Origin of the sequence: Streptomyces maremycinicus (assembly GCF_001184025.1) — a bacterium.
Lineage (GTDB): Bacteria > Actinomycetota > Actinomycetes > Streptomycetales > Streptomycetaceae > Streptomyces > Streptomyces maremycinicus.
Window position 1 is genome coordinate 447,935 of the sequence record NZ_BBYG01000011.1, and the last position, 20,852, is coordinate 468,786.

At 71.1% G+C, this 20,852-nt stretch carries 14 protein-coding genes; 7 read left to right on the plus strand and 7 right to left on the minus strand.

All coding sequences use genetic code 11. The annotated features are described in order from the left end of the window. From AOQ37_RS12430 to AOQ37_RS12440, 3 genes are all read left to right on the plus strand, one after another. A complete protein-coding gene (locus AOQ37_RS12430) occupies window positions 1-876 on the plus strand; it encodes an amidohydrolase family protein (RefSeq protein ID WP_062644504.1) in 876 nt (291 codons plus the stop codon). A 12-nt stretch (window positions 877-888) separates the two neighbouring features. Then, on the plus strand, window positions 889-2,394 hold the full coding sequence (locus tag AOQ37_RS12435) for an acyl-CoA synthetase (protein ID WP_062644190.1): 1,506 nt from the start codon (window positions 889-891) through the stop codon (window positions 2,392-2,394). Between the two features lie 71 nt (window positions 2,395-2,465). Beyond that, window positions 2,466-2,921, plus strand: coding sequence for a MaoC family dehydratase (locus AOQ37_RS12440; RefSeq protein WP_062644192.1), 456 nt, complete (start codon window positions 2,466-2,468; stop codon window positions 2,919-2,921). Window positions 2,922-3,075: 154 nt separating this feature from the next. On the opposite strand, the gene AOQ37_RS12445 is transcribed toward AOQ37_RS12440, so the two are convergent. The 7 genes from AOQ37_RS12445 to AOQ37_RS12475 form a co-directional block, all read right to left on the minus strand. Further along, window positions 3,076-4,743 (minus strand): PHP domain-containing protein, encoded by a 1,668-nt coding sequence (locus AOQ37_RS12445; protein WP_062644194.1) that lies wholly within the window; start codon window positions 4,741-4,743, stop codon window positions 3,076-3,078. A 20-nt stretch (window positions 4,744-4,763) separates the two neighbouring features. Continuing rightward, window positions 4,764-6,614 (minus strand): LamG-like jellyroll fold domain-containing protein, encoded by a 1,851-nt coding sequence (locus AOQ37_RS12450; protein WP_062644196.1) that lies wholly within the window; start codon window positions 6,612-6,614, stop codon window positions 4,764-4,766. Between the two features lie 39 nt (window positions 6,615-6,653). Further along, window positions 6,654-9,581, minus strand: coding sequence for a glycoside hydrolase family 2 TIM barrel-domain containing protein (locus AOQ37_RS12455; RefSeq protein ID WP_062644198.1), 2,928 nt, complete (start codon window positions 9,579-9,581; stop codon window positions 6,654-6,656). Then, on the minus strand, window positions 9,578-10,441 hold the full coding sequence (locus AOQ37_RS12460; RefSeq protein ID WP_062644200.1) for a carbohydrate ABC transporter permease: 864 nt from the start codon (window positions 10,439-10,441) through the stop codon (window positions 9,578-9,580). Before AOQ37_RS12460 ends, AOQ37_RS12455 begins: the two co-directional genes overlap by 4 nt. Before the next feature lie 15 nt (window positions 10,442-10,456). Continuing rightward, window positions 10,457-11,419, minus strand: coding sequence for a carbohydrate ABC transporter permease (locus AOQ37_RS12465; protein ID WP_062644201.1), 963 nt, complete (start codon window positions 11,417-11,419; stop codon window positions 10,457-10,459). After that, window positions 11,419-12,705 (minus strand): ABC transporter substrate-binding protein, encoded by a 1,287-nt coding sequence (locus AOQ37_RS12470; RefSeq protein ID WP_062644203.1) that lies wholly within the window; start codon window positions 12,703-12,705, stop codon window positions 11,419-11,421. The genes AOQ37_RS12465 and AOQ37_RS12470 overlap by 1 nt, the downstream gene beginning before the upstream one ends. A gap of 105 nt (window positions 12,706-12,810) precedes the next feature. Beyond that, a complete protein-coding gene (locus AOQ37_RS12475) occupies window positions 12,811-13,830 on the minus strand; it encodes a carbohydrate kinase family protein (protein ID WP_062644205.1) in 1,020 nt (339 codons plus the stop codon). A 158-nt stretch (window positions 13,831-13,988) separates the two neighbouring features. Here AOQ37_RS12475 and AOQ37_RS12480 point away from each other — a divergent pair, with 158 nt between their 5' ends. The 4 genes from AOQ37_RS12480 to AOQ37_RS12495 all read left to right on the plus strand — a co-directional run bounded on the left by AOQ37_RS12480 (window position 13,989) and on the right by AOQ37_RS12495 (window position 20,611). Further along, entirely contained in the window at window positions 13,989-14,753 is a 765-nt protein-coding gene (locus AOQ37_RS12480) for a DeoR/GlpR family DNA-binding transcription regulator (RefSeq protein ID WP_062644506.1), read from the plus strand. Further along, the gene (locus AOQ37_RS12485) at window positions 14,750-16,087 is read left to right on the plus strand and encodes a 6-phospho-beta-glucosidase (RefSeq protein ID WP_062644207.1); all 1,338 of its coding nucleotides are present in this window, start codon (window positions 14,750-14,752) and stop codon (window positions 16,085-16,087) included. Before AOQ37_RS12480 ends, AOQ37_RS12485 begins: the two co-directional genes overlap by 4 nt. Before the next feature lie 103 nt (window positions 16,088-16,190). Further along, window positions 16,191-19,277 (plus strand): alpha-mannosidase, encoded by a 3,087-nt coding sequence (locus tag AOQ37_RS12490; RefSeq protein WP_062644209.1) that lies wholly within the window; start codon window positions 16,191-16,193, stop codon window positions 19,275-19,277. 83 nt (window positions 19,278-19,360) lie between these two features. Then, window positions 19,361-20,611, plus strand: coding sequence for an alpha-L-fucosidase (locus AOQ37_RS12495; RefSeq protein WP_199824986.1), 1,251 nt, complete (start codon window positions 19,361-19,363; stop codon window positions 20,609-20,611). The last annotated feature ends 241 nt before the right edge of the window (window positions 20,612-20,852 follow it).

A 20,852-nucleotide genomic window follows, 5' to 3' on the forward strand; every position in this document is an offset into this window, starting at 1 on the left:
ATGAAGGTCGACGACCTGGTCGCGATCGACGTCCACACCCACGCGGAGGTGTCCTCCGAGGGGCACTCCTCGCTGGGCGACGACCTGCACGACGCGTCCTCCGCCTACTTCAAGGTCCAGGGCGAGCGGAAGCCCACCCTGGAGGAGACGGCCCGCTACTACCGTGAGCGGAAGATGGCCGCGGTGATCTTCACGGTGGACGCCGAGTCCGCGACCGGCACGGCGCCGGTCCCGAACGAGGAGGTCGCCGAGGCCGCCGCCGCCAACGCCGACGTCCTCATCCCGTTCGCCTCCATCGACCCCTTCCGGGGGCGGGCGGGCGTGAAGCAGGCCAGGCGTCTGGTCGAGGAGTGCGGGGTGAAGGGCTTCAAGTTCCACCCCAGCATCCAGGGCTTCTTCCCCGACGACCGCTCGGTGGCCTACGGCCTGTACGAGGTGATCGAGGAGACGGGGACCATCGCCCTGTTCCACACCGGTCAGACGGGCATCGGCGCCGGAGTGCCGGGCGGCGGGGGGATCAGGCTCAAGTACTCGAACCCGCTGCACGTGGACGACGTGGCCGCGGACTTCCCGCACCTCAAGATCATCCTGGCCCATCCGTCCTTCCCCTGGCAGGACGAGGCTCTCGCGGTCGCCACCCACAAGCCGGGCGTGCACATCGACCTGTCCGGCTGGTCGCCGAAGTACTTCCCGCCGCAGCTGGTGCAGTACGCCAACACGCTGCTCAAGGACAAGGTCCTCTTCGGCTCCGACTTCCCCGTCCTCACCCCCGACCGCTGGCTCGCCGACTTCGACAAGCTGACGATCAAGGACGAGGTGAGGCCGAAGATCCTCAAGGAGAACGCCGCCCGTCTGCTCGGGCTGACCACACCGTAAGGGGCGTGGAAGATGCGCAACGAGGGACTGGGGTCGTGGCCCGCCCGCCGGGCCCGCAAGACCCCGCACCGCACCGCCCTGGTCCACGGCGAGCGGGCGACGGACTACCGCACGCTCCACACCCGCACCACGCGCCTGGCCCACGCCCTGCGCGCCCGGGGCGTGCGGCGCGGCGACCGCATCGCCTACCTCGGCCCCAACCACCCGTCCTACCTGGAGACCCTGTTCGCCGCCGGCACCCTCGGCGCGGTGTTCGTCCCCCTCAACACCCGTCTCGCCGGCCCCGAGATCGCGTACCAGCTCGCCGACTCCGGCGCCAAGGCCCTCGTCTACGGTCCCTCGCACGCGGGCCTGGTCGCCGGACTGCCCGGGAACACGGACGTCCGGATCTACCTCGAGGTCGGCGCCGAGTACGAGGAGGAGCTCGCCGCCGCCTCCGAGGAGCCGATCGACACCCCGGTCACTCCCGACGACACCTGCATCATCATGTACACCTCGGGCACGACCGGCCGCCCCAAGGGGGCCATGCTCACGCACGGCAACCTCACCTGGAACGCGCTCAACGTCCTCGTCGACACCGATCTGACCGCCGACGAACGCGCCCTGGTCTGCGCGCCGCTGTTCCACACGGCCGGCCTGAACATGCTGACGCTGCCGGTGCTCCTCAAGGGCGGCCGCTGCGTCCTGGTCGAGGCCTTCGACCCGGAGGCCACCTTCGGCCTGATCGAGCGGCACCGGATCACCTTCATGTTCGGCGTGCCGACGATGTTCGAGCAGGTGGCCCGGCACCCGCGCTGGGCGGACGCGGATCTGTCCAGTCTGCGGATCCTGACCTGCGGCGGCTCGCCGGTGTCCACCCCGCTGATCGCCGCCTACCAAAAGCGCGGGCTCACCTTCCTCCAGGGCTACGGGATGACCGAGGCGTCCCCCGGCACGCTGTTCCTGGACGCCGAGCACGCCGTCAGCAAGGCGGGCTCGGCCGGCGTCCCGCACTTCTTCAGCGACGTACGCGTCCTGCGGCCCGACCTCACCCCCGTGGAGGTCGGCGAGACGGGCGAGGTCGTCGTCCGCGGTCCGCACGTCATGCCCGGCTACTGGGGGCTGCCCGAGGAGACGGCCGCCTCCTTCGCCGACGGCTGGTTCCGCAGCGGGGACGCGGCCCGGGTCGACGAGGACGGTTACGTCCACATCGTCGACCGGATCAAGGACATGATCATCTCAGGTGGGGAGAACATCTACCCGGCCGAGATCGAGGACCTCCTCCTCGCCCACCCCGACATCGCGGAGTGCGCGGTCATCGGCGTGTCCGACGACAAGTGGGGCGAGGTCCCGCGCGCGGTCGTGGTGCCCCGCGAGGGCGCCTGGCTCGACCCCGACGAGGTGCTGGCCTCGCTGTCCGGGCGGCTCGCCAAGTACAAGATCCCCAAGTCGGTGGTGGTGGCGGACGAACTCCCGCGCACCGCCTCCGGGAAGCTCCTGAAGTCCCGGGTGCGCTCCCGCTTCGGCACCGGAACCTGAACGACTTCCCCGTGCACCCGTGCACCCGTGCACCCTCTGAACCCTGTGAACTCTCCTGTGAGGAACGGCATATGAGCATCACCGTCAACGGTCTCGACGAGCTGAAGAAGCTGGCAGGGAGCGACCTGGGCACCAGCGAGTGGATCGAGGTCACCCAGGAGCGCGTCGACACGTTCGCCGACGCGACCGGGGACCACCAGTGGATCCACGTCGACCCCGAGCGGGCGGCCGCCGGGCCCTTCGGAGCGCCGATCGCCCACGGCTACCTCACGCTCTCCCTGTTCATCCCGCTCTTCACCGAGCTGCTGGACGTCCAGGGCGTCACGACGAAGGTCAACTACGGGCTGAACAAGGTGCGTTTCCCCTCGCCGGTCAAGGTCGGCTCGCGGATCCGCCTGGTGGGCAGGCTGACCGAGGTCGAGGACGTGCCGGGCGGGGTGCAGATCACCGTGGACGGCACGATCGAGATCGAGGGCGGCGCGAAGCCCGCGGCCGTGCTCCAGAGCCTGTCACGCTTCTACGCGTGAGACTCCGCGAAGACCACGCCGTCAGGCTCGGCGAAGGCGGCGCCGTGGGGCTCGTAGGGCTCGGCGACGGCAGCGCCTGCGGGGCTTGACGTGCTGGGAACCGCGGGACCGCTGTCGGCGGTCGCGCGGTTCCCCACGTCCCTTCAGGGCCGCGTCAGCCGACGACGTCCACGAAGATCGGGTTCGAGTAGAACCACGTGTCGGCCCACGGATCGCCGTCGCCCGGCTCGTGCGGGACCGGGCCGTGTGGATCCACGGAAGCACCCAGGTAACCCGTTCCGTTGCGGTTGCCGTCGCTGCCCCGCAGCCGGAGGTAGCAGGACTCGTCGCCCACCGTGACCGGGACGCGCAGGGTGTAGGTCCCCTCGCGGCCGCTCACGTCCGTCGTGCGGACGACCTTCGTGTCGGGCGCCCGCCAGGTGTCGCGGTCGGACACCGCGCCGCGCACCGCGCCCCGGATCACGTCCACATGCGCCAACCGCGGCAGGATTCCCCGGGGGTTGGGACGGGAGGCGCTGGTGACCGTGATCTCCAGGGTGAGCTTCTCGCCCTTGCGCACCCGCAGCCGGCCGCCGAGGGTGACGCCCCGCCCGGTGCCGTGCTCCCGCCGCAGCCGGACCTCCAGGCCGTCGAGCAGATGCCCGTGGTCCAGCCAGACCCGGCCCTCGCGCAGACCCGTCATCACCGCGCGGTACCCGTAGCGGGTCACCCCGACGTGGGTCCGGCTGAACTGCCCCGGCCAGAAGTCGCTGCCGGGCTGCGCGGTGCCGGTGTTCACCGGGTCGGGCAGCCTACCGGTGTCGTCGAAGCTCTGCCCGGCGGGCCAGTCGCCGTTCTTCCAGGTGTCGAAGACGGTCCGGTGGTTGTCGGAGTTGGTGGTGACCGAGAACAGCCGGCCCTCGGCCAGCATCGAGTCCCACAGGCCGCCCACGGTCGCGGTGGCCCAGTCGAAGCCGCCGTAGGTGAGGTAGGCGTCCGCCGGGTAGTCCGCCCAGGACTGGGCGGACGGCTTGTTCTCGTACTCGCCGCGCACGGACGTGGCACCGCGCAGGCCGGGGATCGCCGCGCCCTGGGCGCCCGGCGCGCCCTCCATGCCGACGACGATCTCGGGCGCCGCGTCCCGCCAGTTGCGCAGCTCGTGCGGGGAGTCGATGCCGAGGCGCAGCGGGTGGTTGGCGAAGACCAGGACGTCGTCGACGTACCCGCTGCGACGCTGTTCGGCCAGCCATCGGACGGCCTTGACGGCGTGCGCCTCGTTGCGGGCGGTGTCGGCCGCGCCCGCGGCGCCCTCGGTGTAGCCGAGCAGCTTGCCGTCGTAGGCCAGCTCGAACCGCGTGAGCAGGTCGGTCTCGTGCGGGCCGGGGGCGGCGAACACCGTGCAGTGCTCGGCGGCCGGGATGTACCACTCCAGGCCCTGGAAGATGAGCTGGCGCGGGTTCGCGGCGCGGGCCTTCAGGATCTCCCGGTGTTCGAGCGCGGCGCCGCGGGAGGCGTGCCCGAAGTTGGAGTGCTCGTTGAACACCATCCAGTCGAGGCCGTACCGGGCGGCGGCCCTGGCCTGCTGGGAGAAGGTGTACTTGGCGTCGTGGCTGTAGACGGAGTGGACGTGGTGGTCGCCCACCAGGTAGGCGAGACGCGGGTCCTCGCCGCCGTGGCCCCGGCCGTCGGCGGCTACGGCCGGGGTGGCCGCACCGCCCAGGGCGAACGCGGCGCCGAAGAGGCCCACGCGGCGCAGAAGCCCGCGCCTCGACACGCCCTGGGCGTCGAGGGCGGCGGGCGGGACGGACGGATCGGCCCAGGCGGGCAGTTGCTGCTCGGTCACGGAGATCCTCGTGCGGAAGGTCAGTGGTTCAGGAAGGAGGTGACGGGCAGCGCCCGCGCGACGATCCGGACGTCGCCGAGGCGGCCGTGCAGGATCTGGTCGATCCGTCCGCCGTACTCGTAGCCGCCGAGCAGCCACGGCAGCCCGACGGACGTGATGCCTACGGACACCGCCGTGGGGTTGCGCACCACCGGGCAGCCCTCGACGTACAGCGTGGTGTGCCTGCCGTCGTTGACGACCGCGAGGTGCCACCAGGTCTCCAGCGGGGTCTCCTGGCCCCAGTTGGTGGCGATGCCCTGCTGGTTCAGCGGACGCACCGCCCACTGCGGTTCCCGGTCATCGGACAGGGAGAGGGTGGCGAGCGGCTCGTCGGGGTCGTCGCCGGTCCTGCCCGCGGCGCCGCCCGTGCCGGTCCGGCTGACCAGTCCCGACCAGGCGTGGTGCGCGGGGTCCCAGTCGGCGGGGAGCCGGTAGAACGCCTCGATGGTGTAACCGTCGCGGAAAGTAGCCGAGTTGAGCGGGGCGCCGTCGACCGTGCGCAGGTAGGCGCCCTTCAGCGGTGACCTGTACCCCCGGAACTCCAGGCTGCCGTGCCCGGGTTGGTCCGGGTGGTGGTCGGACGACCAGGTCAGGGTGCCGCCGCCCACCGTGACGAGGGCGAGGTCGTTTCCGCGTCCGGACAGGTCGCGGACGGTGCCGTCGACCGCCGTGCCGTCTTCGTGGCCGTCGAAGCGCCAGTAGGCGACCGTGTCGCGCACCAGCACCTTCGACGGGGGGCGGGCGGCACGCGCGGGCACCGGGTCGAAACCCGCGAAGCGCTCGGCGAAGTCGATGTCGACCGTGAACCGGTCGGCGTCGCCGCTGAGTTCGATCTCCTGTCGCTCCAGCTCGTTGAGCCCCGCGGCGGCCCGGCCGAGGATCCACGGGGAGACCGTCTCCACGTCGATGACGTTCCGGTCGAGGTCGAAGCGGTAGAGGCGGATCATCGCAGCGCCGCCGAAGTATCGATTCTGATAGTTCGTCAGATGCAGTTGGACGTCATGTCCGGCCGCGTTCCGGCGGGTCGCCCGGCCGGCGGGCCAGTAGTGCCCGTTCAGGGTGAGGAAGATCTGGTCGTGGCCCTCGATCAGCCGCTCCCACAGTCGGCCGCCGTACGCCGACAGGGTGTCGTCCCCGGCGACCAGCTCGTGCGTGGTCAGAACGACCGGGGTCCTCGGGTGCCGGGCGAGGACACCCGCCGCCCAGGCGTACCCCTGCTCCGACAGCCGCCAGTCCAGCGCGAGCACCATCCACGCCCGGCCGCCCGCCCGGAACAGGTGGAAGGTGTTGTAACCGTCGGGTGAGGCTCCGCCGAAGGTGGGCTTGCCCCTGAAACGCCGCGGACCGAAGGCGTCAAGGTACGGGGTCGGGCCGCGCTGGTCGGTCGTCGACGACTTCACGTCGTGGTTGCCGGCCAGCACGCTGTACCCGACGCCGTGCCGGTCGAGCAGCCCGAACGCCTCACCGATCGCGGTGACTTCGTCCTTCGCCCCGTTCTGGGTGAGGTCGCCCAGGTGGGACAGGAACACGAGGTTCTCGTGCCGGCCTCGATCGAGGAGGTAGCGCAGGGACGCCTCGACCGGCGCCCCGTCGATGCTCGGGCCGTCGAAGAGGTACTGCGTGTCGGGCATGACGGCGAGCGTGAAACGGCGGCTGCCGGGATCCGGGCGCCAGGCGGCGGACGCCTCGGTGGCGGCCGCCTCCGCCGTGGCCGGCAGCGCGAGAGCGGCCGTGGCGGCCGCGCCGAGCAGCGCGGTCGCCCGGAGGAAACCGCGCCTCCCGGCGCCGGCCGGCGCGGCCTCGCCCGGGTCGGGGGCATGCGAAGTGCACACGTGTGCTCCGTGGGTGAGCCCGTTGCCGAGAACGGGGGTTCAAAGGACGCGCAGGGTCCAGCTCCAGCGGTGGACACCCGGTGCGACCAGGTAGGAGGGGAAGGTGTCGGGGCCGCACGACGCCGTGCCGAGGCCGCGGTGCGCCGCGTCGAGGTGCACCACACAGCCCTCGCGCGGGACGAGTTCGTCGTGGTGGGTGACGGCCGTCAGATCCTCGGCGCGGTACCGCGTGACGGAGACCTGGCGCGGCTCGTCCAGCGTGACGGACAGGCCCGTGGCGTCCGGCGCGGAGAGCGTGAAGCGCCGTACACCGTGCCGGCCACCGCTCTCCTGCGGGCGCAGGTACGGGGTGAACAACGCGTCGACCGGGGCGTGGTGATGGCCGACCGGCGCACCCGCGCTCCGGTCCGGGTACGACTCCCAGGGGCCCTGTCCGAACCAGTCCAGCCGGTCCGGGCCCGCCACCGTCTCGAAGACCGAGCCGACGCGCGCCACGTCGTCGAACTCCTCGGGCAGCTCGGCCTGTTCGTCGATCCGGATGCCGCCCTCCACCGGGGTGAAGACCTGCCGGTGCCGGACGACGCCGGTGGTGCCGGCGTACTCGGCCAGCACGGTGACCCCGTCACCCTCCTGGTGCACGGACACCAGCCTGCGCACGAGGGCGTCCAGGCCCCATGTCCGCCAGCGCAGCGCCATGCCGCCCAGCTCGTCGTTGTCGGTGGGCGCCCGCCACAGCGACAGGACGGGCGCGGAGGTCAGCAGGGGGTGGACGAGGAGGCCGTCGGCGTCGATCTCGACACGGCCGGGACCCACCGGGTCCTCGACCGGCACCGGCGCCCGCAGTCGCACCTGCGGCGTACAGACCTCGGTGCCGCGAGCGGCCCACGGCCCGTCCTGTGCCGTGGTCACCCGCAGGGTCAGCCACGCCTCGCCGCCGTCGTCCGGCACCGTGAACGGCAGCGGCACCACGGCCGTACCGCCGGGCGCCAGGTCGGGCAGCTCGGCCGGCGCGGTGAGCCGGGTGCCGTCGGCGAGTGCCAGTTCCCACTCGCCCGCGAGCCACTCCAGGCCGCGGAAGTGCTGGTGGTTGGAGACCGTCGCCCCGTCCGGCCCGGCGGCCTGGAGCCGTACCGGCGCGGAGAGTTCCCGGTGCTCGTACATCACCGGCTTCGGGGTGCGGTCCGGGAAGACGACGCCGTCCGCGATGAACGCGCCGTCGTGGTCCTTCTCGCCGAAGTCGCCGCCGTACGCCCAGCGGTGGCCGGGCGCGGTGACAGCGTTGTCATAGAGTCCGGCGCCCCCGGGCCCGACCGGTTTTCCGTCGTTCACACGCTGGAGGATGCCGTGGTCCCAGAACTCCCAGATGAACCCGCCCTGAAGACCCGGGGTGGCCTCGATGGCGGCCCAGTGGTCGGCCAGCGTGCCGTTGCTGTTGCCCATCGCGTGGGAGTACTCGCACTGGATGAGCGGCTTGGTCTGCTGCCCGGACAGCGCGTGCGCCACGCAGTCCTCCAGGGGCGCGTACATCGGGCAGGCGATGTCGGAGGCCACCTCCGGGTCGGCCCAGCCGGTCTTGGCGGCCCCCTCGTACTGAAGCGGCCGGGTCGGGTCGTGCCGGCGCACCCAGCCCGCGGCGGCGTCGTGGTTGGCGCCGTAGTCCGACTCGTTGCCCAGCGACCAGATGATGACCGACGGGTGGTTCTTGTCCCGCAGCACCATCCGCGAGACCCGGTCGACGAAGGCGTTCAGATAACGCGGGTCGTCGGCGATCTCGTGCGCGTGGTCGTGGGACTCGATGTCCGCCTCGTCGACGACGTAGAAGCCGAGTTCGTCGGCGAGGTCGTACAGCGTGGGGTCGTTCGGGTAGTGGGCGGTACGGATCGCGTTGAAGCCGAACCGCTTCAGCAGCACCAGGTCGGCGCGCATGTCGTCGTACGACACGGTCCGCCCCGTCAGGGGGTGGAAGTCGTGCCGGTTCACCCCGCGGATGAACACCCGCTCGCCGTTGACCAGCAGATCCCGGCCGACGATGGTCACGTCGCGGAAGCCGATCCGGTGGCGGGAGGCGTCGGCGACGCTGCCGTCGGCGCGGTGCAGCCGGACCGTCAGGCCGTACAGCTCGGGCGTCTCGGCCGTCCAGGTGCGCACCTCGGGCACCCGCGCGCGCAGCCGTGCCTCGCCGAGGAAGGCGGACACGCGCTCCTCCTCGGTGTTGGCGAGGTCGAACTCCGCGTCCTGCGCCAGCGGAAGCCCGTCCAGTTCCCCGCTGACGTACCAGCCCGCGGGCAGTGCCCCGGCCGAGTTCCGCACCTGGCAGTCGACCCGCAGTTCGCCGTCCCGCGCGGCCCGCACGGTCACGTCCGCCAGTCGCAGCGGGTCGGTCGCGTAGAGCAGGACCGAGCGGGTGATCCCGGCATGCCACCAGTGGTCCTGGTCCTCGATGTGCGAGGCGTCCGACCACTTGACGACCGTCAGCCGCAGCACGGAACGGCCACCCGGGCGCACCACGCCCGACAGATCGAACTCGGCCGCCAGATGCGAGTCCTTGGAGATGCCGACCGGCCGCCCGTCCACATGCACCAGCAGCACGCTCTCGGCGGCCCCGACCTGGAGCACGACGCGGCGCCCGGCCCACTCGGCGGGGACGTCGATCTCCCGCTCGTACACACCCGTCGGATTGTCGGCGGGCGACAGCGGCGGGAACTCCGCGAACGGCATGCGGATGTTCAGGTACTGCGGCAGGTCGTCGGCGCCCTCGATGGTCTGCATGGTCCACACGCCGGGCACGGCCGCCCTCGACCAGGCACCGTCGACCGGCGCGTCCGGAGCGGGCAGCAACCGGAAACGCCAGTCGCCGTCCAGGGAGTGTGCTCCGGAGCGCCGGTCGACGGCGTTCATGGGCAGCCGTCCCCACGAGGTCACCTCGGGTGCCTCCCAGGGGCGGAGCGTCAGCAGCGGATCCGTCACTTGATCGCTCCCTTCGCGAGGTCGCCGATCATCTGGCGGGCGCCGATCGCGAACACGATCAGCAAGGGTAGGAGGGCGAGCAGTGCGCCGGTCATGACCATTCCGTAATCCGTCGTTCCGTGAGTGCCGTTGAGCTGTGACAGCGCGACCTGGAGGGTCACGTTGTCCGGGTCGGTGAGGGCGATCAGGGGCCAGGCGTAGTCGTTCCACTGGCCCATGAAGGTGAAGATACCCAGGAACGCCAGGCCGGGCCGCACCACGGGGAGGGCTACGTGCCAGTACTGGCGCAGGAAGTTCGCGCCGTCGATGCGGGAGGCGTCGAGGAGTTCGTCGTGGATCGCGCCCTTCATGTACTGGCGCATCCAGAAGATTCCGAACGCGTTGGCGGCGGCCGGCACGATCAGGGCGGTCATCGAGCCGATCCAGCCGAGCTTCGCCATGATGACGAACTGGGGGATCGCCTGGAGCTGCGCCGGGACCATGAAGATGAACATGAGCAGGACGAACAGCAGCCGCTTGCCCGGAAAAGCGAACTTGGCGAAGACGAAGGCGGCCAGCGAGTCGAAGAACAGGACCAGGAAGGTCACCGAACACGCCACCAGCAGCGAGTTGAACATCGATCCGAAGAAATCGACGGTGTCGAAGAGGCTGCGGACGTTCTCCGCGAAGTGCGTGCCCGGCAGCAGTTTCGGCGGGTAGGAGAAGATCTCCGACGACGTGTGCGTCGACATGATCACGGCCCAGTAGAACGGGAAGGCCGAGAGCAGGACACCGGCGACCAGGGCGGCGTGCAGCCCGATGCCCCTGCGACGGGAACCGTCGATCCCCTTGGTGCGCCGTGTTTCGTGGGTGGATGCCATGGTGTGCGGGCCTCCCTATTCTTCGCCCCGGCGCTGCACCAGCCGCCAGTTGATGATCGAGAAGAGGACGACGACGAGGAAGATGCCCCACGCCACGGCCGCGCCGTAGCCGAAGTCGTTGTTGTCGAAGGTCTGCTGGAAGAAGTAGAGGACCATCGTCCGGCCGGCGTGGCCCGGGCCACCCGAGAACGTCGAGTCGTTCGAGGTGTTCTGGAGCAGGACCTGGGGTTCGGAGAAACTCTGGAGACCGGTGACCGTGGAGACGACGAGCGCGAACAGCAGTACCGGCCGCATCATCGGCAGCGTGATCCGGAAGAAGGTCTGCACCGGGCCGGCGCCGTCCATGCGCGCCGCCTCGTACAGCTCGCCCGGGACGGTCTGGAGGCCGGCGAGGAAGATGATCGCGTTGTAGCCGGTCCACTGCCAGGTCATCAGCGTCGCGATGGCGATCTTGATGCCCCAGGGGGTGTTCAGCCAGGCGATCTGGTCGAAGCCGATGGCCTGGAGGAACGCGTTCACCAGACCGAAGTTGGTGGAGAACACCGAGCCGAAGATGATCGCGATCGCCACGACGGAGGTGACGTTCGGCAGGAAGTAGGCGACGCGGTAGAGGTTCTTGAAACGGACCGCCGAGTTGAGCATCACCGCCGTCACCATCGCCAGGAAGATCATGGGGAAGGTGGCCATCGCCCAGATGACGATCGTGGTCCCGATCGAGCTCCAGAACTCGGAGTCGGTCACCAGGTACTGGTACTGCGACAGCCCCGCCCACTCCATCGAGCCGAGGCCGTCCCAGCGGTGGAAGGACAGGTAGAGCGAGAAGCCGACGGGGACGAGGCCGAAGCAGAGGAAGAGCAGGTAGAACGGGGAGATCGCGGCGTAGAGGTGCCAGTACTTCCTGAAGCCGGTCCGGGGCCGGGCGACGTGGACCTCCGCCACGACCGCCGGGGGCTTCTCCACTGCGGGGAGGGTGGCCATCAGTAGCTCACCCCCAGGTGCTTCGCGATGCGTCGGCACTTGCTCATGGCATCACTCCAGGCCTGCTCCGGGTCCTTGCCGAGGACGCCGACGTTCTTGATCTCGTCCTTGACGGGCTGCCCGAGCGCGACGTCGAACGGGCTGTTGTAGGCGACCACGATCTTCTGCGCGGCCGGACCGAAGACGTCCATCGTGACCTGGCCGCCGAAGAACTCGTCCGGCTCGCGCACCTGCTTCAGGCCGTACGAGGCGGGCGTCGAGGGAAAGAGCCCCGCGTCCACGAACCCCTGCGCCTGGTTCTCCGCGTCGAGCATCCAGCTGATGATCCGGAACGCCCGCTCGGGCTCCCGGCAGGCCTTGGTGACCGACAGGAAGGAGCCGCCGTTGTTGGACGGCCGGACGGGCATGTCGGCCACCCGCCATCGGCCCTTGGTCCTGGGCACGCCGTTCTTGAGGTCGCCGGTGGCCCAGGAGGCGCCCAGCTGGCTCGGCAGCTTGCCGTCCTCGACCGCCGACAGCTGGTCCGGGGTGCCGGTGACCAGGTTGGACACGATCTTGCGCTGCTTGGCCTCCACGGCGAGCGCCCAGGCGTGGCGCACATGCTCCTGGTCGCCGATGAAGTGCCGGTCCTTGTCGACGTACCGCGCGCTGCCCTGCTGGACCACGTTCTCGAAGACGCTGTTGATGTCGGTGAGCAGGAAGGTCCCCGGGATCCGCTGCCGCAGCCGCTCGCCCGCCGCGAAGAACTTCTCCCAGGTGTCGAGTTCCCTCGACACGTCGGCGGGCTCGAAGGGCAGGCCCGCCTCGCGGAAGACGGCGTACTGGTAGAAGTGCGCCACCGGCCCGCAGTCGATCGGGAAGCCGACCATCCGGCCGTCGTCCGCGATGCCCTGCTCCCACTTCCAGGGCAGGTACCGCGACTCGTACTTCCGCGCGCCGAGGGTGCGCAGGTCCACGAACTGGTCGGCGTTGGGCAGGTAGGACGCCATGTCCTCGCCCTTCAGGCCCGCGATGTCGGGTATGTGGGCGCGGCCGGCCATCGTGGTGATCAGCTTCGACCGGTAGTAGCCGCCGATCTTGATGGCCTGGAGGTCGACCGAGCTGTCGTAGCGGGCCCGGGCGTTCTTGACGACCGTGTCGCCCAGGCCTCCGTCCCAGTACCACAGGACCATGTTCCGGCCGGTCGAACCGGTCGGAACGGCACAGCCGGACGCCAGGCCGCCGAGCGCCGTGGCGGCCGAACCGGCCAGGCCCGCACGGAGCAGGCCTCTACGTGAGAGCGGCACGGCTCCCACCGCCTTTCGGATCTGTTCGCGTCTTCGCAGACGGGGTGCACTTCGAGGGGCATGGGTGGGGTCGACTTCCGGACACGGACACGGGCACGGGCTCGGTCAGGGCCGTGGGGCGGGCGGAGTGACCGGCGCGTACCGCACGGGCGGACCCACGTCCGCCGGGATGCGGTCGGCGAGGAAGGCGTACGCCCGCCTGAGATCGGGGTCGCGCAGCGAGCGCCACCAGCGGTCGACGCCGTACCAGCCGGGGGCGGCCAGCGCTCCGCCGTGGTGCTGTACGGAGAGGCCGGCGGCGAGGACGGCGAACCGCAGCCGTTCCACCAGCGGCCAGCCGCCGAGCGAGGCCGCCACGAAGCTCGCGCCGAACACGTCACCGGCGCCCGTCGCGTCCAGGACATCGATGTCAAGAGCCGGGACCTCGGCGTACTCCCCGCTTTCCTGGTCGACCGCGATGGCCCCGTCGGCGCCGCGGGTGACCACGGCCACCGGCACCAGCTCGGCCAGCGTGCCCAGCGCGGCGAGCGCGCTGTCGGTACGGGTGTACGCCATCGCCTCGGCCTCGTTGGGCAGGAAGGCGTGGCACAGGGCGAGCTGGTCGAGCAGGTCGGTGGACCACCGCTGGGTGGGGTCCCAGCCGACGTCGGCGTAGATGTGGGTGCCGTTCGCGGCCGCCTCGGCGAGCCAGGCGCGCGGTTCGGCCTCGAGGTGTACGAGGGCCGTGCGCGCCTCGGGCGGGTTGCCCATCAGCTCGTCCTGCGAGTACGGCGGCTCCTGGCCGTGGGTGACGAGGGCCCGGTCGTGACCGTGCGCGAGGGCGACGGTGACCGGCGTGTGCCAGCCGTCCGCCACCCGGGACAGGGCGAGGTCGACCCCCTCCTGACCGGCCAGGACCTGGTGACAGTGGGCGCCGTAGAAGTCGTCGCCGAAGACCGTGGCCAGCGAGGTCCGCAGGCCGAGGCGGGACGCGGCCACCGCGAGGTTGGCGATGCCGCCGGGGCCGCAGCCCATGCCGGCCGTCCAGATCTCCTCGCCCGGCGTCGGCGGTCTGCCGAGCCCCGTGAGGACGAGGTCGTAGAAGAGCAGCCCGGTGAGCAGTACCTCGGGCCGGTCGTCGTCCACCGCACATCCTCCTCGCCGGGGGAGCTCGTCCCGTCGGGGGAGCTCGTCAGATCTCTTCAATTCAGTGACCGGAATCGTGCGCCCATCGGCGACTTTGGTCAATACCTCAGCAGAAGTGAGCATGGATTTGATTGAAGATGACGAGTAGTGTGCACGCCGTGCTGGCAGAACGACGACATCAACTCATCCTGCGGGCCCTGCGCTCCGGTGGTCCCGCGGCCGTGACCGATCTCTCCGAACAGCTGGGTGTGAGCCCTGCCACGATCCGGCGTGACCTGGTGAAACTGGAGGAGGACGGCCTGCTCACCCGGGTGCACGGCGGAGCCGTCGCGGAGGAGGGCGACCAGCCCTTCGCCGAGGTCGCCGAGGTGCGGGTGGGCGAGAAGGACGCCATAGCGGCCCACGCGGCGGCCATGGTCGCCGACGGCCAGTCGGTCCTCCTCGACATCGGCACCACCGCCTACCGCCTGGCCCGGCAACTGCACGGCCGCCGGCTGACGGTCATCACCAGCAACCTCGTGGTCTACGAGGAGCTCGCCGACGACGAGGGCATCGAGCTGGTCCTGCTCGGCGGCATGGTCCGCCGTGAGTACCGCTCCCTGGTCGGGTTCCTCACCGAGGACAATCTGCGCCAGTTGCACGCCGACTGGGTGTTCCTCGGGACCAGTGGAGTGCGCCCGGGCGGGCAGGTGATGGACACGACGGTGGTCGAGGTGCCGGTGAAGCGGGCCATGATCAAGGCCGGTGACAAGGTCGTCCTGCTCGCCGACTCGGAGAAGTTCCCGGGTACGGGCATGGCGAAGGTCTGCGGTCCCGAGGACCTGGACGTGGTGGTGACGAACACGCCGGTCGATCCGGCGACCCGGTCCTCCTTCGAGGAGGCGGGCGTCGAGGTGGTCGTGGCAGGAAAGGTGCAAGCGTGAAACTCACGATTCTGGGCGGCGGCGGGTTCCGGGTGCCGCTGGTGTACGGGGCGCTGCTGACGGACCGCGCCGAGGGCCGGGTCACGGAAGTGGTCCTGCACGATCTGGACGACAGCCGGCTCCACGCGGTCGCCCGTGTCCTGGACGAGCAGGCGGCCGCCGTCCCCGACGCGCCCCGGGTGACCGCCACCACCGACCTCGACGAGGCCCTGCGCGGCGCCGACTTCGTCTTCTCCGCGATCCGCGTCGGCGGTCTCGAGGGCCGCGCGAACGACGAGCGGGTGGCCCTGGCCGAGGGCGTCCTCGGCCAGGAGACGGTCGGCGCGGGAGGCATCGCCTACGGCCTGCGGACGGTCCCCGTCGCCGTCGACATCGCCCGCCGGGTGGCCCGGCTGGCGCCCGACGCCTGGGTCATCAACTTCACCAACCCGGCGGGCCTGGTCACCGAGGCCATGTCCCGTCACCTCGGCGACCGGGTGATCGGCATCTGCGACTCGCCGGTCGGGCTCGGCCGCCGGATCGCCCGGGTGCTCGGCGCGGACCCGAAGGAGGCGTGGATCGACTACGTCGGTCTCAACCACCTCGGCTGGGTCCGCGGGCTGCGGGTCGCCGGCCGCGACGAACTCCCGCGGCTGCTCGCCGACGCCGACCTGCTCGGTTCCTTCGAGGAGGGCAAGCTGTTCGGCGTCGACTGGCTGCGGTCCCTGGGCGCGATCCCCAACGAGTACCTGCACTACTACTACTTCAACCGGGAGGCCGTACGGGCCTACCAGCAGGTCGAGAAGACCCGCGGCGCCTTCCTGGCCGACCAGCAGGCCCGCTTCTACGAGGAGATGAAGCGCCCCGACGCCGCGGCCCTGACCGCCTGGGACCGCACCCGCGCCGAGCGCGAGGCCACCTACATGGCCGAGAACCGGGAGACCGCCGGCGCGGGCGAGCGCGACGCCGACGACCTCTCCGGCGGCTACGAGAAGGTGGCCCTCGCCCTGATGCGGGCCATCGCCCGGGATGAGCGCACCACCCTGATCCTCAACGTCCGCAACCAGGGCACCCTCTCGGTGCTCGACGCGGACGCCGTCATCGAGGTGCCCTGCCTCGTCGACGCCAACGGCGCCCATCCGGTGGCCGTGGCCCCGCTTCCCGACCACGCCACCGGGCTGGTCTGCGCGGTGAAGGGCGTCGAGCGCGAGGTGCTGGCCGCCGCCGAGTCCGGCTCCCGGACGACGGCCGTGAAGGCGTTCGCGCTGCATCCGCTGGTCGACTCGGTGAACGTGGCCCGCAAGCTGGTCGAGGGCTACACCGACGTCCATCCCGGGCTGGCGTACCTTAGGTGAGCACCCGGAGGGAAAGCGCTTTCCCCGCTTCCTTCCGGATCCGCTCGTCCCCCGGCTGCCCCAGGCCTCCCCGCACCTCGTGGTCCCTCTCTGGAGATTCCCCATGCATGACGAACGCCGCCGCATCGAGGAGCGCGTCGAGCGCGTCCACCACCAGCGCGTCAAGCCCGCGATCTACGCGGCCCGCGTCCCCTTCGAGGTCGAGGCCTGGCAGGCGCCGGGGGAGCCCGTCCCCTTCGCGGAGGCCGCGGCCGCCGTCTACGAGCCCTTCGCGATGGACACCCCGTGGGGTCCGCCCTGGGGCACCACCTGGTTCCGGATGCGCGGACAGGTGCCCGCCGAGTGGGCCGGCCGGCGCGTCGAGGCCGTCATCGACCTCGGCTTCGTGGGCGACTGGCCCGGCAACCAGGCCGAGGCCCTCGTCCACCTCGCCGACGGGACGCCGCTGAAGGCGGTCAACCCGCTCAACCAGTACGTGCCGATCGGCAACCCGGCGACGGGCGGGGAGACCATCGACTACCTGGTCGAGGCGGCCTCCAACCCCGACATCCTGGCCAACGACTTCGCGGGCCCGACCCCGCTGGGCGATGTGTTCACGGCGGGCGACCGCCCCCTGTACACCTTCCGCCACGCCGACATCGCCGTCCTCGACGAGGAGGTCTGGCACCTGGACCTCGACCTCCAGGTGCTGCGCGAACTGATGGTCCACCTCGGCGAGCACGAGCCGCGCCGGCACGAGATCATGCACGCCCTGGACCGCGCGATGGACGCCCTCGACCTCGACGACGTCTCCGGCAGCGCCGCGGCCGTCCGCGAGGTCCTCGCGCCGGTGCTGGCCAGCCCCGCCCACGCCAGCGCCCACACCATCTCCGGCGTCGGTCACGCGCACATCGACTCCGCCTGGCTGTGGCCGATCCGTGAGACGAAGCGGAAGACCTCCCGCACCTTCTCCAACGTCACCTCGCTCGCCGAGGAGTACGACGACTTCATCTTCGCCTGCTCGCAGGCCCAGCAGTACGAGTGGGTGCGCGACAACTACCCGCAGGTGTGGGCGCGCATCCAGGAGTCGGTGAAGAAGGGGCAGTGGGCCCCGGTCGGCGGCATGTGGGTCGAGTCCGACGGCAACCTGCCCGGCGGCGAGGCCATCGCCCGCCAGCTCGTGCACGGCAAGCGCTTCTTCATCGAGCACTTCGGCATCGAGACCAAGGGCGTCTGGCTGCCGGACTCCTTCGGCTACAACGCCGCCTACCCGCAGCTCGCCAAGCTCGCCGGGAACGACTGGTTCCTCACCCAGAAGATCTCCTGGAACCAGACGAACAAGTTCCCCCACCACACCTTCTGGTGGGAGGGCATCGACGGCACCCGCATCTTCACGCACTTCCCGCCGGTCGACACCTACAACGCGCGGTTCAGCGGCGAGGAGATGGACCGCGCGGTGCGCAACTACTCCGAGAAGGGCGGCGGTACGCGTTCGCTCGCCCCCTTCGGCTGGGGCGACGGCGGTGGCGGCCCCACCCGCGAGATCATGGAACGGGCGCGCCGGCTGGCCGACCTGGAGGGCTCCCCGAAGGTCGTCGTCGAGCACCCCGACACCTTCTTCGCCAAGGCCCGCGCGGAGTACCAGGACGCCCCCGTATGGGTCGGCGAGCTCTACCTGGAGCTGCACCGGGCCACCTACACCACCCAGGCCCGCACCAAGCAGGGCAACCGCCGCAGTGAACACAAGCTGCGCGAGGCGGAGCTGTGGGCCACGACGGCCGCCCTGCACGCGCCGGGCTACGCCTACCCGTACGCGAAGCTCGACCGGCTCTGGAAGACGGTGCTGCTGCACCAGTTCCACGACATCCTGCCGGGCTCCTCGATCGCCTGGGTGCACCGCGAGGCCGAAGCCGAGTACGCCCGGGTCGCCGGGGAACTGGAGGTGCTGACGGCCGAGGCGGTCGCCGCACTGGGCGGCGGGCGGCAGGACGGCGGGCGGCAGGGCGGCTCGCTCCGGGTGTTCAACACCAGCCCCTACCCGCGTGCCGAGGTGGTCCGCACGCCCGAGGGCGCCCCGGCGTACGTCGAGGTGCCCGCGAGCGGCAGCGCGCCACTGACCGGCGCCGAACCCCCGCGGCCGGTGACGGTCTCCGGGCGGGTCCTCGACAACGGGCTGGTCCGCGTCGAGGTCGCGGAGGACGGCACGCTGTCGTCCGTCCGCGATCTGCGGGCGGACCGGGAGGTCCTCGCCGACCGGGGCAACCTGCTGCGTCTGCACACCGACCTCCCGAACTACTGGGACGCCTGGGACATCGACAAGCACTACCAGAACCGGTTCACCGACCTGCTGGAGCCCGACGCGGTGACCGTCGTCGAGGAGGACCCGCTCGTCGGCGCGATCCGCGTCACGCGCTCCTTCGGCAAGGGCTCCACGATCACCCAGACCATCACACTGCGCGCCGGCAGCCCCCGCGTCGACTTCGAGACCGACATCGACTGGCACGAGGCGGAGAAGATCCTGAAGGCGGCCTTCCCGGTGGACATCCGGGCGCCGCACTCCTCCGCCGAGATCCAGTTCGGCCACATCCAGCGCCCCACCCACACCAACACCAGCTGGGAGGCGGCCCGGTTCGAGGTCTCCGGCCACCGCTGGGTGCACATCGGCGAGCCCGGCTACGGCGTCGCGGTCATCAACGACTCCACCTACGGCCACGACGTCTCCCGCACGGTCCGCGAGGACGGCGGCACGACCACCACCGTCCGCCTCAGCCTGGTGCGCGCCCCGCGGATCCCGGACCCCGAGGCGGACCAGGGCCGGCACCGCTTCAGTTACGCGCTGCTGCCCGGCGCGAGCATCGAGGACGCCGTCGCCGAGGGCTACTCCCTCAATCTGCCGCTGCGCGTGGCCGACGCGGCGGACACCGTCCCCGAGCCCGTCGTCTCGGTGGACGGCGCCGGAGTCACCGTGGAGGCCGTGAAGCTCGCCGACGACGAGTCCGGGGACGTCGTCGTCCGGCTCTACGAGTCCCGCGGCGGCCGCGCCACCGGCATCCTGCGCACGGGTTTCCCGCTCGCCACGGCCCAGGTGACCGACCTGCTGGAACGGCCGCTGGAGACCGCGGCCGTCGGCGAGGACGGCACGGTCGCCGTCGCGCTGCGCCCGTTCCAGATCCTGACGCTCCGTCTGGAGCGCGCCGCGACCGGCCGCTAGCGGCGGCCCCGGGGCGGGCGCGCTGCCCGATGCGCGCCCGCCCTCGCCCTGAAGTGCCCTGCTCTGCGGAGGAGAGACCGTTCGTGCCCATGCAACCCTGGTTCACCGACGCCAAGTTGGGGATATTCGTCCACTGGGGCATCTACGCCGTCGACGGCGTGCAGGAGTCCTGGTCGTTCTACGACGACATCGTGCCCCACGACCGGTACATGTCCCAGCTCGACCGCTTCACCGGCGCCCGATACGACCCGCGGGCCTGGGCCGACCTGTTCGCCCGCGCCGGTGCCGGGTACGCCGTCCTCACCAGCCGCCACCACGACGGCGTCGCCCTGTGGGACACCGCGTACGGGGACCTCCATCTGGGCCGCGACTACCTCACCGGCTACGCCGAGGCCCTGCGCGAGAAGGGCCTCAAGGTCGGGCTGTACTACTCGCACTCCGACTGGAGCCACCCGGACTACGCCACCACGCGCAAGCCGGGCCGACCGCCGGAGCAGGAGGACAACCGCTACTCCGAGTGCTCCGCCGAGGACGAGGACCTGGCGGCCTGGGAGCGGTTCCTCGCCTACCGGGACGGTCAGATACGGGAGTTGGCCTCCCGCTACCGGCCGGACCTCATGTGGTTCGACGGTGAGTGGGACCGCAGCGAGGAGCAGTGGCGTATCAGGGAACTCGCCGCGCTGATCCGCTCGTACTGCCCGGACGTCGTCTTCAACGCCCGCATGCTCAGCGAGGGCGACTACGCCACCCCCGAACAGGGGGCACCCATCGAACCCCCGGCCGGGCCCTGGGAGTTGTGCCTCACCATCAACGACTCGTGGGGCTACCGGCACCACGACCAGCACCACAAGTCGCTCGCCCAGCTGATCCGCTGCTTCGCCGAGACCATCGGCGGCGGGGGCAACCTGCTGCTGGACGTGGGCCCGATGGAGGACGGCACCATCCCGCAGCCGCAGGTCGAGCGCCTCGAAGGCCTGGGGGAGTGGATCCGCAAGCACGCGGAGGCCGTGTACGGGACGGTGCGGGGGCTCCCGGCGGGGCACCACTACGGGCCCAGCACCCTCTCCGCCGACGGCCGCACCCTGTACCTCACCCTGTTCGACATCCCGCGTGCCGAGATCGGGGTCCGGGGGCTGGTCACCCCGGTCCGCAGGGTCACCGTGCTGGGCACCGGGACGGAACTCGGCCACCGTGTCGTCGGCGGACTGCACGAGGCGGTCGGTGTGCTGTGGATCGACCCGCCGGCCGGCTCCGACCTGGACCCGCACGCCACCGTCCTCGCCCTGGAACTGGACGGCGAACTCGAGCTGTACCGGGGGTCGGGACGCTTCTGAGACACGGTCACCCCGCGCCCCGCCGGGGGCCGGTGGGGGATCGGGTGAGCCGGGGCGGCCGTTCGGCCGGCGCAGCACAGCGGTTCGGGCCGGCCGGCCGCTCCCCGTGACAGCGGCCGACCGACCCGATCCCCCGTACCGCCGGGAATCCCCCGTCGATTCCCGGCACTTCCCCCGTTGATCCCTGTGCTTCCCCCTGGAGCCCCGTGCTTCCCCGGTTGCTCCCCCGTGGGGCCCTTCA

What these genes read in the sequence shown, in the direction of transcription:
- AOQ37_RS12430 (WP_062644504.1), top strand. Translation starts at nt 1, where the DNA reads ATGAAGGTCGACGACCTGGTCGCGATCGACGTCCACACCCACGCGGAG.
- AOQ37_RS12435 (WP_062644190.1), top strand. Translation starts at nt 889, where the DNA reads ATGCGCAACGAGGGACTGGGGTCGTGGCCCGCCCGCCGGGCCCGCAAG.
- AOQ37_RS12440 (WP_062644192.1), top strand. Translation starts at nt 2,466, where the DNA reads ATGAGCATCACCGTCAACGGTCTCGACGAGCTGAAGAAGCTGGCAGGG.
- AOQ37_RS12460 (WP_062644200.1), bottom strand. Translation starts at nt 10,441, where the DNA reads ATGGCATCCACCCACGAAACACGGCGCACCAAGGGGATCGACGGTTCC.
- AOQ37_RS12465 (WP_062644201.1), bottom strand. Translation starts at nt 11,419, where the DNA reads ATGGCCACCCTCCCCGCAGTGGAGAAGCCCCCGGCGGTCGTGGCGGAG.
- AOQ37_RS12490 (WP_062644209.1), top strand. Translation starts at nt 16,191, where the DNA reads ATGCATGACGAACGCCGCCGCATCGAGGAGCGCGTCGAGCGCGTCCAC.